Raw genomic sequence first — 12,724 nt, 5'->3', positions numbered from 1 at the left:
GGGTTTTGAAGGAATTACTTTGTGGGCACGGATTACAAATCCGCGCGATCGTTGCGGAGGTAAATCTGCGCTATGGTTGCGGAGCTAAATCTATGCGGACATTTTTTCAAAGAGTACTCATCAATCTTTGCGGGCACGGATTGCAAATCCGCGCGATCGGTTTGCAAATCCGCGCTATCGTTGCTGAGGTAAATCTGCACGATCGGGTTGCAAATCCGCGCTATCGGAAAAGTAATTTAAATAATTTAGAAGTTAGACTTAATTTATAAAGATTATGCCCAGGGCCTTCTAAAGAATTCCAAGAAATTATGAAAAACAACAAAACAGCTGGCAAGCTACAAACTAAAATATAGGTTTGTAAATTTAATTTAGGTTTTCCTATTTTTTCGATAAAATCTGCTTCCCAACTTTTGTAATACAGTATAGAGTAAAATCCAGACAAACTGATTGTAAAAGCTCCCAAAATGGAAAGAGGTATTAATCCGATAGTGATGTTTAATAATGGTATAATAATCAAGAAAGAAATTAAGAACACTACAAATAAAGATAACGAAATAATGAATGCTAGTCTATTTTGTTTAGGATAAGTTTTTAGTTTATACTCTAAAATCTTGTTTTTAGCTTCTTCAATTTGTTTATCAAATTTATCTAAACTAATTTCTTGTCGCTCTAAGAACTTTTCAATTTCATAATCATCATAGCCATTATTTATTTTGTCAATGATAACTTCTATAATTCTTTCATTTTCCATTATTATATATTTAAAATTATGATATTAAAGATACTTTAAACTCTAGATCCATCTAATGGAGGAGTTAATAAAAAGTCTCTCCAACCAATTAATATTTCTTTAAATTCTTGTAAAGGAATTATTTCAATAACATTTGCAACATTTTCGTCCATTACTTCAATTCCATTTGGTGTAATAAATGCTACATCATAACCACTGCTAACATCAGGATCTTCTTCTATTGAGATAAAATTACCATTGATAGTAGTGTTTACCATATCAATATATTTATTGAGAACCTCAATATCTCTGATTGATTGATTGATTGATTGATTGATTGAACATGTCCAATACCACCAGTAGCTATTTTGTATATTTCACTGTCAATTATTTTATTGAAAAAATTTATATTTTTATTGTCTAACGAATTCATAATTATAAATTTTTAAAATTTGTATCTAAACTAGGATAAATACTTATTATTTGATTTTTTTCATGTTTTAGAGCTATTTCGATTTCTTTGCCATCACTTGCAAAACCATGATAAATATCTTTGATTGAACCATCATGATCATATTCCATCTAACTATTTATTTGTTACTTCGTTTGTTTTTTGTAGAATTTACAAACCTACTCTTATCCATTCCTAAGAAAATCAACCCAAGCTTGAGTAATATCACGAAAGTGACGCAAAGGAATACTTTGACTAATTATAAAAGATTCTCTATTAGTAAATGTTACAGATAATGCTGATACATCAACAAAATCACCATTTCCCACTGTTAGGTCATTATCTACAGGAAAAGGATTTCCATTTAAATAATGATCAATTAATTGAATGATTTCTGTTTCAATATTGTCTGGATCTCTGAAATAAGTGAAAAACATTTCCAGTTCTCCACCTCCATAGAAAAGTTTTGAATATGAATTTTTGTCTTTGACTTTAATAAAACTTATGTCATATAAGTCTAAAATTTGTGCTATTGTCATAATATATTTTAATTTAAAAAATCATATTGATCTGGAAAAATTGACCATTTTCCATATTTATCCTTAGTAATTATTATTTTTTGACCATCAGTTGCTCTAGATTCAAACCTTAAAGTATTTAACTGTTTTGAGGGTTTACCTATTTTTGTAGAAAAAGCATATGCCATTTCTTCATTAATTCTCTGCTTGTTATATGATGCTGGCCAAAATACACTTTCATCTTTTTTTGCCTTCATATACTTTCTCGAAACTGGTTCGAAGGGATTTTCCCATGATTTATTAGTTGCTGGATCAATTACATCACCCATATGTCTTTCTATTTTTCCTTTAACATAATTTCTGTGATTTTTATTCGGACGGGTTTTAAAATTCCACTTTCCTTCAATATATGGTGGGGCGTCAATTATTTCTATTTGATTATGTAAACCAGTTAATTCTATCCCTGTCGATTTACCTTGTACAGCAATGACTTTTAAATCCCCTTGATGAACATGTTTGAGTAAATCTGAATTATTAGTAATTTGATGGTATCCTTGTAAAAAATCATAATTTCTGTTATTTTTTAAGAATATGATTTCATTTTTCCAAACATCAACCCAAGTATAAAATTCTGCTTGACCATTTACAATTCTTGCATGTCGAAAATTCATTTCTGTCCATTTTGCCTCTTCTTTTAAATTATAAAAATAAGTAAAAAAATCATACTTCTCTTTTTGCGTAAAAGCATTAAATTGGGATAAAATGTTATCATTTGCGTAAGAAGGTAAATTATCTAGTTTTAACTGCATCAAATTTATCAAATCTTCTATATCACAAATAGATTTAATAGCATTCATAGTGTCTGGACTTAACCCGTGACTTTTTCCTAATGTTATCAATTTAGCCTCTTGCTCAACAACATCAGTTGCTGCATTAATAAGCTTTTTCTTCATAATCGGGTCGGTCCCTAGTGATACTATTGTAAGGACATCAAATAGAACACTTACTTTATTTGTAAATTCTTTTACATCAGGATCAGTTGTTGTATTATTAGAATAGTTATTTATAGCAGATAAATTATCTGCTGTAAACTGTACAGTAGTATTTACGCCTTCTACTGCTTTCCAAAACAATACAGTTTCTGAAGCTGTCGCAGTTCCTGTCCAAACAGATCGGGCTTTAGATAAATAGCCAAAATATTTTAAATCATTCAAGGCACCTGCACCTGTTAAGTTTAAAGCAATTTCAGCTACTAAAACAAGGCTAAAATCTAACTTTTTTAACTCGCTGTAGTCTTGCAAATAATATAAGAAGAACACAGGGATATTAGGAAAAGGATCGTTTAAGTTAACACCTGTTTCAGGATCTTCAAAAGTTTCGACTAAATCTAAATCAGGTTTAAAGCCTATAATTGAAATAGGTTGATATAGTTCGTATGTGCCATACAATGACGTATAAGTATTAGTATGAAAATTATTTTCTTTTGAAGAGTTTTCTATCGTGTAAGTTGTCTGCTTTTGATGTATTTTTATTTTTTTTCCCTCAAGCTCACCTAATATGTAATCAACACCTGTTGTTCTCATATATTGATCTGTGGTGCTACTACTAGAAGCATTATAAACTAATAATGCAGGGGAAGTTTCCGGATTATAGTAAGCAGTTAAGGAACTTGAACTACCATTTTCAGTAATTAGTTTCATATAATATGACTCAGGATATATTCCAAAAACATTAGCTGGTAATGTGTAAGATGGATCAGCATATTTTGGATTATACGTTGAAGATTTCCATATTTTATATAACAACAGAATAAATTTTTTCCTGTTGTCAGTAGTTTTTAGAAAGCCAACAACATATTCTAAAGGACCTATCGTATATCTACTAATTCTGTCATCATCAATTTTTGAATATAATATTTCGAAGAGAGTTTGTTTAGTATCAAATGTTTTTGTCTGCTTATAAGCATTTGGTACTTGGTAAATTTGTATTTGCATTAATACGTAAAGTAAATCATTTCTCTCTGCTGCAGTTACCGAATTAAAAGTGAAAGATTCTATTATTTTTAAAGCTAATTGCTCTCCATTATTGCTTTCTGTCAAATATTGGCTAAAACCACTTATGTTTTTTAATAATTCAATTTTATCATTTGTTGGAACAGTAGACAAAGCTTCGGCTGATAAACACCGTGCCAGCCAATAAAATTTTTCTTTGTTGGGAGCTTTTTTAATTAGAATTTGATTAGTATAGAAACCGTTATAGAAATTAGTTAAGTTTCTTAAATAGTCTTCTAAAACCACAACAGTTGGATTTGCAAAAATAGGTTGCGTGCTCCATTCAGATTTTTGACTATTTATATATTGACCAAAATCAGTGTTAGTGTCTAATTCGATTAAATTAAACATTTTTTCTATTGAGTTTATTAGAATACCAATTTTGGCAAATAAAAAAGCCTTTAATTGTTTATCGTTTGTGTCACTAAGTGGAGTTACAAATAATCCAATTTTATGATTATAAAACTGCATGGCAGTATCGCTCAATTGAACATTTACTCCTTCAATAGGATCTGGAACCACTCCGTTTGGAATTTTAATTTGCCAAGTCCCATAATCAACAATTGGAACATTTGGTTGGTATGTCCATTTATATGTTTCAATTTTACAGAAATCAATATATGGTGAAGCAACTTTTAGTTTTTTTACATTTATTTCATCGCCTGCAGTGGCAGGTTTAAAGGTATAGCGATGTTCTTTTAATTGGTAAAGTTTGTTTTTATCAGTAAGGTATTCCAAGAAGAATTGTTCTTCGTAAAACCCACCGACCACATCTTTACTTACTTGACCTACTTGATCTTCTTCTCGAAAATCAGTTACCAATGTCTCTTTGAACTTTTTGGTGACCCCATTTATAACAGTTTCAAACGAATTTAAAAAACCGTATATAGTATATTTTGGATTTATTAAACCAGTTAGTTTAACAACATTTCCAGATTTTAAAATTGCTGCCTGTTCCATTATAAAGATAAATCTAAATCTAACATTAATTCTTTTTTCGGGTTCTCTTTTACATACTCACTATACCCCTTACTAAAATGATATCTCCTATCCAGTGAATAAACAAAAACAGGACTGTCTAGTTGTTCCTTCAATTCGTTGTTGCCTTCAGCATTTTCAGCCACAATCCCAACTCTATATTTTTGATATTTAATATTTTCAGGAGAAACCAATTCATTTCCATCTTCAAAAAGATCAATCAAAAACAGCCGAGGATTTTTCATATCACTAGAAATCAAATCTTTTATAATTTCATTTTCCTCTTTAGTTAATCCTAGGATGATTTTATTGGGTGTAGAGCCATCAAGTGTTTTTAATTCTAGTCCTGTAATAGTTTGTGTACTGTCTGTAAATAGTTTTAAATTGTAGTAATAAGGATCAGGAAGCTGATAGGTTTTACTTTTGGTTACTGCACCACTGGCAGAAGCTGTAGTTTTAGTATCTGGAGTAGTGTTTCCAGTTGCAGAAACAGCATTGTTCATGACGTCTGCCGCTTCTGTAAGATAGGTTACACGTTCAACAAAAGGTTTCTCTTCAATTCCGGTTTCAATGATATCGTTAACCGTTACTGTTTGTGCAATAGAAATTCCCTGCTGTTTTTTATCATAAAACTCATTAATGAGATTCAGTTTTTCAGAAGTCATTCTGGAATAATTTTCGTCAGTGCCTAATTTTAATAAAGGTTTAGTCTTGATTAAACTGAAAACATTGTCGAAAAAGTTGGCTTGTCTGTATAAAATCACCAAATCTCCATTTTCGTCTTGTGTTGTTCCAGCCGTGTACATATTGACTTTTCCCTGATAAATCAAAAGACTTAATGCAGCAATGTTTTCGCCTGCAACAGCTGGAGTAGTTAATTGCACTGTAGAGGTTAATTCACTATAATTTCCTTCTTCATCAGGAGGCAGTCGTAAACCATCTGCATTAATAAAATTGTCTTTTTGTGCATTGGCAACTTTGGCAAGCTGTCCGTAAAAGGCAGTATTGTTATTGTTGTCTGTCGGAAATTGCAGATACAGATCATTGGTAGTAACCGTATTGGCTTGGTTTTGTGTATTAATTAAAACGGGCCATCCAGAATTTCCATACGTAATAGCAGTCATAGGAACTTCATTGGTTGCTGTGTCTTTCAACAATCCTGTTTTTAGGTTTTCAGGACCTTCACCAATTTTATAATTTCCATAAAAATCATAACTGCGAGTACGATCACTTTGAATGTAAACGTACCAATTGTTTTTCGTCCAAAATTTATTAAGCAGCTCATTGAAAATAGCCGTTCCTTTTTTCTCGGTTTGAACTCCAGAAGCAGTTGCTGTAACAACTCCATTTTCAACATGAGAGCCATAAAAAGCAGCAATATCAATAAATTGAATGCTTTGCTCGCGCTGCAATTTTTGTTTAAAAGGCGTATCTCCATTTACTGTAATTTCTGCGAAAGGTTTGCGAGCATATTCTAAATTGAAAGCAAACTCAGTATTGTCAAAATCATATTTGTAATCGCCGTAATTTAGAACAACATCAATTCCGCATTCGCCTTGTGCAAAGTTTCCTAACGATTTTCCAATATCGATTAGGGGTAATTCGAAATCGTCTTTTTCATCAAAAGTATCACCGGCTGCGACAAATTTTGATTCTTTAAAAAAGAAGTCAGAAAGGGGGATTAATAAAGTTCCATCATTATCGTCATCCTCTTTTTCTTTTTCATAGCCAATAAACTTAGCGGTGAAAGGGGGAACAGGAATAGGCGTGACTGTTTCGCCCTCTTTTTTTACACGTCCTTCATGAAAAGCTTTAAAATCGTCGTTTATCTTATTAATAAAGTCAGAAGTTGAACTGCTTTTTGTAATAATTAATGGCTCGGAATCAGTTGTAAAAAAATCACTTTTCTGTAAACCTCTGTAAACAAAATATTTGATATTCAACCCAGGAAATGGCTGTTTGTAAGGACGAAGAATTAGATTCACTTTATTAGGATTACCAGTTTGAGGCTGAACCAAAACAACTCCTTTGCAAATCGAAAAGGTTTTTTTGGGTGCGTCTAAAGAAAATCTAGAAGTCAGGTTGAAAACAGTTTCAGATTGAGGTCCAAAGCCCTGACCTGACAACTGCGCGGGAAAACCTCCCGACTCTATAAAAAAATGGGATTTTGCGGACATATTTTAAGTGTTATTTATAAAAGTTTTTATTTAAACCATTCAGGTTTATAGATGCTGTAGATGAATCTTCCAAGTAAAAAGAGGAGAATAAGAAGTAGCAATCTCCCAAGCCAAATCTGTACTTTTTGCCAAAAAGTGAGATAGTTGGTAAACTCAGTAATCGTAATCGTTTTTTCTTGGACATCTTTAACCTGTTTCGATTTCCAATGCGCGTAGAGTTCCTGTTCTTTCAGGTTGCAGTCTACTTGAAGTTTATTGTTATCAAGTCGAACCTTTGGGCTTTTTAATCTACGCCCTGGTTCGGCCTGAATAACATTTTTAAGAACTACTTTTCCGTTAAGGCATTCTAATAATGCATTGTAAGAACTGCTGTCTTTAGCAATTTTAAAAACTGTATCGTGTAAAGTTTCGGTAATGGTAATGGTCTGGGTTTTGTTTTCATTTTGCACAGGTTTCGAACTTCGGCAGGAAATCATAATCAGGATAATGAAAAGAGAGAAAACAAGACATTTTAGTTTTTTAGTCATAATTAAATTGGGTTTATAAGTTTTGGTTTTAGAGTCGTAAAAAGCCTTTAATGCTTTTGATATCGCGTTTTCTTCTGGCTACTTTATAGCCTTCTCGACCTCCAGAATCGTTGGTGTTTCCTTCAATGGTATAAATTGTATTTCCGGCAATCTTTTCGACAAATCCAGCGTGACCAGTACCGTTATTAAAATCCATAATGAAAACATCTCCAGGCTGAGGTGTTTTTTTTACCAAAAGAGGTCTCGAATTGTATTGATCTAAAACACCTCCCGTTTTCTTCAAAGGATTTTTTTCGTTAATCTGAAGAGAAGCTTTCTGTGCGCACCAGTAAATAAAAGCCATGCACCAGGCGTATCCTTTACCAAGTCCGACGCTTCTTAAATAAATTTCTACTTCGGGGCCTGCGTTACTATTTCTTGGCATTTCTTCGACACCAATCTGTGCCGTAGCAATTTCGATAGTTTTTTGAGCTAGTGTCATGAGCTTTTTCCGTTTAATTGTTTAAATTTTTGTAATTCGTCAACCAATTGCTGGTTGATCAGCATGAGTTCTTTGTGCTGTATTTCCATTTTTTTTATGGTTTCTGTGGCAGCGGTAAGCCGTGCGGTAATGTCGTCCAGAAGATCACGGTAATATTTTACTGCGCTTACGGCATTGTCGAGTTCGGCTGCGCGGTCTTCTGCGAGTGATTTTCGCATAGAGAAAAACCAAGTAATAAAAGCGGCAAAAAATGCGGTTAGAGTGGGGTATAAAAACTGCTCCATTGAATGTGTTTAAAGTTGAATGTTGGGTTTAAAAATGATTTGTTCAAAAAACAACTTTAGCGTTGTTTTAGAGAGGAAGCTTAACTAGATTTTTTTCTAGTTTTTGAGCGCGGTTGTTTCCTTTTGAGATTGCAAAGATTGGGTGAAAAAAGCCCTAAAAAAAATGATTGCAAGGTCTGCGAACATTTGTATTCTAGGGCTTTACAGAGTTGTAAGGAAAGCGAACAGAAGTCGTTTTAGATGAAGTAAATGGCTCATCTTTGCATCACAAAAAGGATGCTTTTGAAGATAAAAAAAGAATGATTTTTTTCTTTTATATGTATTAAGAAGACCTTTCCTGATTGCTCATAAGTTCTTCAATTTTTTTTAGTTCAGATGTGATAGGTGTACAGAGAATTTCATACAAAGTAGTTCTCGAAATTGGATATACTGGGTAGACGTATTTACGCCACACAACAGTAGTTGGAATATCTTCCGTTTTGTGCTTTTGATACAGTTCTTTAATGAGTTTGTAACGCATTAATTTATTTTTTTGAATTCCGAGACTTCTGTTTGAAGATATAGGCATGAGAGATAATATTTTGAATGATAGAAAAAAAGAATTTTAAGAAGAACGAAGTTTGAAAAAGAGTTAATAGTTTGAATTATAAAGACATCATATTTAAGACAGCCAAACCATTTGATCATATTTAATAAATGGTTTTTACTTCCCGATGCCATTTTTATATTGAACCTCGTTCTGAGGTTGTATTTGTTAAAGATTTATTTAACAATTTAGGTCAGCAAACCCCGCATGACAATCCTGTTTCCAAAACCTTTTTAGGTTTGGATTCCAATAGAAAGAATGAGTTTTGGCTGTTTATTATAAGGGCAGAAATCGCCCGTTTATCGGTTCCTGATTCTCTTCATAAAGAAGAAGAAACAGGAACCATTTTTATTTACCTGCTTTTTTCGGCTGCAGGTTTGGAGGTCGTTTTAGCCTTTATAAGTGGCTGTTGTGTGTTTTTTGAATCTCGGATTTTGAATCAAAATACTTTCATACCGATTAAAAGCCAGACGTTCTTTTTTGGATAAGTCGTTACTGCAATTCCAATTTCCGAGTCTGTCTTTAAAGATAGTGTGTTCGTTTACTTTGTAGCTTTCATGATCTGTAATTGGCTTTATTTTTACGCTCATTCAGGTATTGTTTAAAAGTTGTTTTTAATTTGAAATAAAACCATTCTCTAAATAAAAGGATGGGTTTTAAATTGGTTAGAATTAACAGAATCGTTAATAACAGTGATAAATAAATGTCGTGATTAAGCTGCATGATTTTGTTCGTTTTGCTGATTAAAGAAATCAAAAGCATATCCTTGTAAAAAATCTACAGAAGACATCGATAGCGGAATATTGGTTCTTACACCATTTTCATCAATTCGGCAAGCTTCAATAAACCAGCTTGAACGTACAGGTTTAAAAGCCGAAGCAATAATCTCTACACCATCTGTAAACTCTTCATTATTAAATTCTTTTGTCAGTTTTTGAAGTTCCAAAACTCTAGAACCTTTTAGATTTCCTTTGGCATCTTTTTTTAATAAATTGAAAACAATTTTGACTAACGAAGCAGTTTCTTTACTAGTAGAAAGAGAAGAAATATAATTCTGCACTTTTTCGATTCCAATAGTTACGGTATCATCCCAACCTTCGTTAATGCGGTATCCAATCGTAATTTCTTCTTTGTCATTAGAAAAAGTGTGTGACATTTGTTTTTCTTTAAATCCGTAAACTTGATTTTTTAAGTCCAGAATAGTTTCAAACAGTCTAAAAGTTTCCGTTTTTGCATTCTGCATCATTTCAGAAGTTTCCTGTAATCTAGAAAGTGCTTTTGGAATCGTTTCTGCTACTAGTTTTTTATAAGCATCTCTTTCTTCATTCTTCTTGTTTTCAACTCGCTGGAGCGCTTCTTTTAATTGTTGGGCAGAAAATTGAGTTAAGTCCATAACAGGTTTAAAATTGTTTGCAGTTGTAGTGTTCATAATAATTGGCTTTTAGTAAATTAATATTTCTTCTTTAAATGGATCTGCATAATAAGGTTTGAAATTATGGTGTAAAGCAAGTTTCGAAACCTCGTTTATTTTACTTTCAATATTTGACGGAACAGGACGAGGAGAGGCAGTTTCATCATCCAGTATATGCATCCATTGAAAACGTTCCTGATTGATGCAGATTCTTTCTCCGGCTGTAAAAGTTTTGCTTCTTTCTGAACAATATTGTAGTGCCAGATATAATAATGCGATACGTTCTTCGATTTGTGTTTTATTCATAATTTTTCTCTAATTGATTTTTTAATTTTTTAATGTCAGATTCGATTAAACTTCTTTCAGGACTATTTGGATTTTCAATAAGCCAATTTTCCAGTTCCCGAATTTTTTCTTTGATTTGATTTGTTCCCATTTTAATTTGGATTAAAGATTTAATGATATTTTATTGTTTTCAGATTCTTTAAGAAGGGCTGTTTTTAAATCGTAGTATTTTCCATTCTTTTTGTCTTTTAGGGTAGTATTTTTCTTTTTGTGAATATTTGTTGTTTTAGTCTTTGTAAATCAATTGTTTGTGTGTTATTTAAAATTGTTTGATTTTATCTTTGCTCAATATTTTCTGGCTTAACCTATTGTTTTTCAATTTTATTTTTCTTTACTTTGCAAATATAATGTAAAATAATACATTAAAACAAATTTTTAACGTAAAATAATACATCTTTTTATGGGGTCAACGGAAAGAGTGCGGGAATATCTTGATTATAAAGGGATTACTAAGTATAAGTTTTGTAATGATCTAGGGTTTTCTAATAAATTTTTAGACAATAGCAGTAATATGGGAACAGATAAGGCATGTAAAATATTACACTATTATCCAGACCTAAGTTCAGAGTGGCTGTTAACAGGAAACGGACCTATGATTAAAGAAGAAAATACTAGTGTTATGGTTATGAATAGTGATAGAAAAACAGTCGATTCGCTTCATGCAAATCAAGAAATACCTTTATATGATTTAGAGGCGGTTGCGGGTTTAAGAGAGCTCTTTAGCAGTGGAGAACCGCAAAGAATTTTGGATACAATAAAAATTCCAAATCTTCCAAAATGCGATGGAGCAATTTCTGTAACAGGAGATAGTATGTATCCTTTATTGAAATCGGGAGACATTATTCTTTATAAGGAAACAGAATTTGAAAATATCTTTTTTGGCGAAATGTATCTTCTAAGTGTTAAACTGAATGACTGGGAAGAATACATCACTGTAAAATACGTTCAGAAATCTGATCAAGGGCAAGATTATGTGAAATTAGTAAGTCAGAATTCGCATCATCAGCCAAAAGATATTCATGTGTCAAAAATATCAGCATTGGCTCTTATAAAAGCTAGTATTCGTATTAATACTATGATGTAAATTGTTTTAATAAATCTCAGACTTATTTTTAAATAAAAAGAGGATTATGAAAAATGCTTTAGCTAAACTTTTGAAGTTTTGGCTAAAGCATTTTCATATTTTTAAATCTATTCTTATTTGGTAGGAACGTGTGAGACTGCATCAAAGATGTAATTCTATTTGAAAAGTTTCAAATCATAACGCTCCTCATAAAACGTTTTTCCCCATTCCTGAACTTCTTCAGATTTTGTAAGTTCGAATCCCATCATTTTATACATTTGAAGCGCTTTGTCTTGTAAACTTGTGGTAAGCAGAAAAACGTTTTTAAATTTCTTTTCTCTGCAAAAATCAATGGCATCGGTTAAGAGTTTTTTACCAATTCCGAGACCTCTAAAAGCGGGATCTAGAAGAAACCATCTTAATTGCGCTTCTTCATTAGGTTGATGCACAATTGCAACGCATCCCACAATTTTGTTATTGTATTCTGCCATCCAGATTCGGTCTTTTTCTGGGGAATATTTTTCTAAGAAATCGTAAAAAGTCTTGATCACGTATTTCTCAAAATCATTTGAAAAATTCGATTCGTTTCCGTAGATAAATCCGTGTAAATAAATAATGTAGCCAATATCGCCAGGAGTAATATTATGACGATAAGTAATATCTTCTCGAGCTATCTTATTTTCTGTAAGCAGATTTCTAACAGTATTCATCGAATCGACTAAAATTTCTTTTTCAGAATTGTTTAGTTTTTCAATTTTACCTTCGATCTTGTTTTCAGATTTAGCATTTAAAATACTTAATAATTCATTTCCAGAATCGGTCAGTTTGATGTTAAAAGCGCGTTTATCTTCTGCGGAAGCGACTTTTACAATTAAGTTTTCTTTTAAAAAACGTTTTAAAATTCGGCTTAAATATCCTTTGTCTAGATTTAAAATTTCGGTGATTTTCTGAGCGGTTATTATTTTGCTTTCGCTGATTTCATATAGAATTCGTATTTCGGTTAAAGAATATTCGCTGTCTAAATAATGCTGACTTAAGATATCTAAATGCGCCGTATAAAATCTATTAAAACTTCTAATTTTTGAAGTTGTGGTATTCATGGTTTGAAATATTGTATTGTTG

General features: G+C 32.0%; 16 protein-coding genes. 1 reads left to right on the top strand and 15 read right to left on the bottom strand.

The genetic code is table 11. The annotated features are described in order from the left end of the window. Nucleotides 1–220: 220 nt before the first annotated feature. From DM444_RS14475 to DM444_RS23645, 14 genes are all read right to left on the bottom strand, one after another. Complete coding sequence (locus DM444_RS14475; protein WP_111287846.1) at nucleotides 221–751, bottom strand: hypothetical protein; 531 nt, start codon at nucleotides 749–751, stop codon at nucleotides 221–223. A 35-nt stretch (nucleotides 752–786) separates the two neighbouring features. Beyond that, entirely contained in the window at nucleotides 787–1,008 is a 222-nt protein-coding gene (locus tag DM444_RS14470; RefSeq protein WP_111287844.1) for a hypothetical protein, read from the bottom strand. 157 nt (nucleotides 1,009–1,165) lie between these two features. Then, entirely contained in the window at nucleotides 1,166–1,312 is a 147-nt protein-coding gene (locus DM444_RS23655) for a hypothetical protein (RefSeq protein ID WP_162614977.1), read from the bottom strand. Between the two features lie 54 nt (nucleotides 1,313–1,366). Then, entirely contained in the window at nucleotides 1,367–1,720 is a 354-nt protein-coding gene (locus DM444_RS14465; protein ID WP_111287842.1) for a hypothetical protein, read from the bottom strand. An 8-nt stretch (nucleotides 1,721–1,728) separates the two neighbouring features. Further along, a complete protein-coding gene (locus DM444_RS14460) occupies nucleotides 1,729–4,710 on the bottom strand; it encodes a hypothetical protein (RefSeq protein WP_111287840.1) in 2,982 nt (993 codons plus the stop codon). Continuing rightward, nucleotides 4,710–6,905: a hypothetical protein gene (locus DM444_RS14455; protein ID WP_111287838.1), complete on the bottom strand. Its 2,196-nt coding sequence runs from the start codon at nucleotides 6,903–6,905 to the stop codon at nucleotides 4,710–4,712. Before DM444_RS14455 ends, DM444_RS14460 begins: the two co-directional genes overlap by 1 nt. 26 nt (nucleotides 6,906–6,931) lie before the next feature. Further along, the gene (locus DM444_RS14450; protein ID WP_162614976.1) at nucleotides 6,932–7,432 is read right to left on the bottom strand and encodes a hypothetical protein; all 501 of its coding nucleotides are present in this window, start codon (nucleotides 7,430–7,432) and stop codon (nucleotides 6,932–6,934) included. A gap of 28 nt (nucleotides 7,433–7,460) precedes the next feature. Beyond that, nucleotides 7,461–7,913, bottom strand: coding sequence for a CHAP domain-containing protein (locus DM444_RS14445; RefSeq protein ID WP_111287834.1), 453 nt, complete (start codon nucleotides 7,911–7,913; stop codon nucleotides 7,461–7,463). Then, nucleotides 7,910–8,197 (bottom strand): methyl-accepting chemotaxis protein, encoded by a 288-nt coding sequence (locus tag DM444_RS14440; protein ID WP_095931269.1) that lies wholly within the window; start codon nucleotides 8,195–8,197, stop codon nucleotides 7,910–7,912. The genes DM444_RS14445 and DM444_RS14440 overlap by 4 nt, the downstream gene beginning before the upstream one ends. A 322-nt stretch (nucleotides 8,198–8,519) precedes the next feature. Beyond that, nucleotides 8,520–8,765, bottom strand: a complete 246-nt coding sequence (locus tag DM444_RS14435; RefSeq protein WP_057119678.1) for a hypothetical protein — start codon at nucleotides 8,763–8,765, stop codon at nucleotides 8,520–8,522. 407 nt (nucleotides 8,766–9,172) lie between these two features. After that, complete coding sequence (locus DM444_RS23650) at nucleotides 9,173–9,373, bottom strand: hypothetical protein (protein ID WP_162614975.1); 201 nt, start codon at nucleotides 9,371–9,373, stop codon at nucleotides 9,173–9,175. Nucleotides 9,374–9,495: 122 nt separating this feature from the next. Then, a complete protein-coding gene (locus DM444_RS14425; protein ID WP_111287830.1) occupies nucleotides 9,496–10,212 on the bottom strand; it encodes a DUF3164 family protein in 717 nt (238 codons plus the stop codon). Nucleotides 10,213–10,224: 12 nt separating this feature from the next. After that, nucleotides 10,225–10,500, bottom strand: a complete 276-nt coding sequence (locus tag DM444_RS14420; RefSeq protein WP_111287828.1) for a hypothetical protein — start codon at nucleotides 10,498–10,500, stop codon at nucleotides 10,225–10,227. Then, on the bottom strand, nucleotides 10,493–10,630 hold the full coding sequence (locus DM444_RS23645; RefSeq protein ID WP_162614974.1) for a hypothetical protein: 138 nt from the start codon (nucleotides 10,628–10,630) through the stop codon (nucleotides 10,493–10,495). Before DM444_RS23645 ends, DM444_RS14420 begins: the two co-directional genes overlap by 8 nt. Nucleotides 10,631–10,939: 309 nt before the next feature. Here DM444_RS23645 and DM444_RS14415 point away from each other — a divergent pair, with 309 nt between their 5' ends. Continuing rightward, on the top strand, nucleotides 10,940–11,623 hold the full coding sequence (locus DM444_RS14415) for a S24 family peptidase (RefSeq protein ID WP_233074110.1): 684 nt from the start codon (nucleotides 10,940–10,942) through the stop codon (nucleotides 11,621–11,623). 155 nt (nucleotides 11,624–11,778) lie between these two features. Here DM444_RS14415 and DM444_RS14410 read toward each other — a convergent pair whose 3' ends face one another. Next, nucleotides 11,779–12,702 carry a bifunctional helix-turn-helix transcriptional regulator/GNAT family N-acetyltransferase gene (locus tag DM444_RS14410; protein ID WP_111287826.1) on the bottom strand — a complete coding sequence of 308 codons (924 nt, stop codon included), beginning with the start codon at nucleotides 12,700–12,702 and terminating at the stop codon, nucleotides 11,779–11,781. Nucleotides 12,703–12,724 lie beyond the last annotated feature (22 nt).

The organism is Flavobacterium ginsenosidimutans, from assembly GCF_003254625.1.
Taxonomy (GTDB): domain Bacteria; phylum Bacteroidota; class Bacteroidia; order Flavobacteriales; family Flavobacteriaceae; genus Flavobacterium; species Flavobacterium ginsenosidimutans.
Note: the sequence above shows the minus strand (reverse complement) of the source record. Positions and strands in the feature narration are given on the sequence as shown.

Coding starts and splice junctions, on each gene's coding strand:
- DM444_RS14475 (WP_111287846.1), bottom strand. CDS start 751: ATGGAAAATGAAAGAATTATAGAAGTTATCATTGACAAAATAAATAAT.
- DM444_RS14470 (WP_111287844.1), bottom strand. CDS start 1,008: ATGGTAAACACTACTATCAATGGTAATTTTATCTCAATAGAAGAAGAT.
- DM444_RS23655 (WP_162614977.1), bottom strand. CDS start 1,312: ATGGAATATGATCATGATGGTTCAATCAAAGATATTTATCATGGTTTT.
- DM444_RS14465 (WP_111287842.1), bottom strand. CDS start 1,720: ATGACAATAGCACAAATTTTAGACTTATATGACATAAGTTTTATTAAA.
- DM444_RS14460 (WP_111287840.1), bottom strand. CDS start 4,710: ATGGAACAGGCAGCAATTTTAAAATCTGGAAATGTTGTTAAACTAACT.
- DM444_RS14455 (WP_111287838.1), bottom strand. CDS start 6,905: ATGTCCGCAAAATCCCATTTTTTTATAGAGTCGGGAGGTTTTCCCGCG.
- DM444_RS14450 (WP_162614976.1), bottom strand. CDS start 7,432: ATGACTAAAAAACTAAAATGTCTTGTTTTCTCTCTTTTCATTATCCTG.
- DM444_RS14445 (WP_111287834.1), bottom strand. CDS start 7,913: ATGACACTAGCTCAAAAAACTATCGAAATTGCTACGGCACAGATTGGT.
- DM444_RS14440 (WP_095931269.1), bottom strand. CDS start 8,197: ATGGAGCAGTTTTTATACCCCACTCTAACCGCATTTTTTGCCGCTTTT.
- DM444_RS14435 (WP_057119678.1), bottom strand. CDS start 8,765: ATGCCTATATCTTCAAACAGAAGTCTCGGAATTCAAAAAAATAAATTA.
- DM444_RS23650 (WP_162614975.1), bottom strand. CDS start 9,373: ATGAGCGTAAAAATAAAGCCAATTACAGATCATGAAAGCTACAAAGTA.
- DM444_RS14425 (WP_111287830.1), bottom strand. CDS start 10,212: ATGAACACTACAACTGCAAACAATTTTAAACCTGTTATGGACTTAACT.
- DM444_RS14420 (WP_111287828.1), bottom strand. CDS start 10,500: ATGAATAAAACACAAATCGAAGAACGTATCGCATTATTATATCTGGCA.
- DM444_RS23645 (WP_162614974.1), bottom strand. CDS start 10,630: ATGGGAACAAATCAAATCAAAGAAAAAATTCGGGAACTGGAAAATTGG.
- DM444_RS14415 (WP_233074110.1), top strand. CDS start 10,940: ATGGGGTCAACGGAAAGAGTGCGGGAATATCTTGATTATAAAGGGATT.
- DM444_RS14410 (WP_111287826.1), bottom strand. CDS start 12,702: ATGAATACCACAACTTCAAAAATTAGAAGTTTTAATAGATTTTATACG.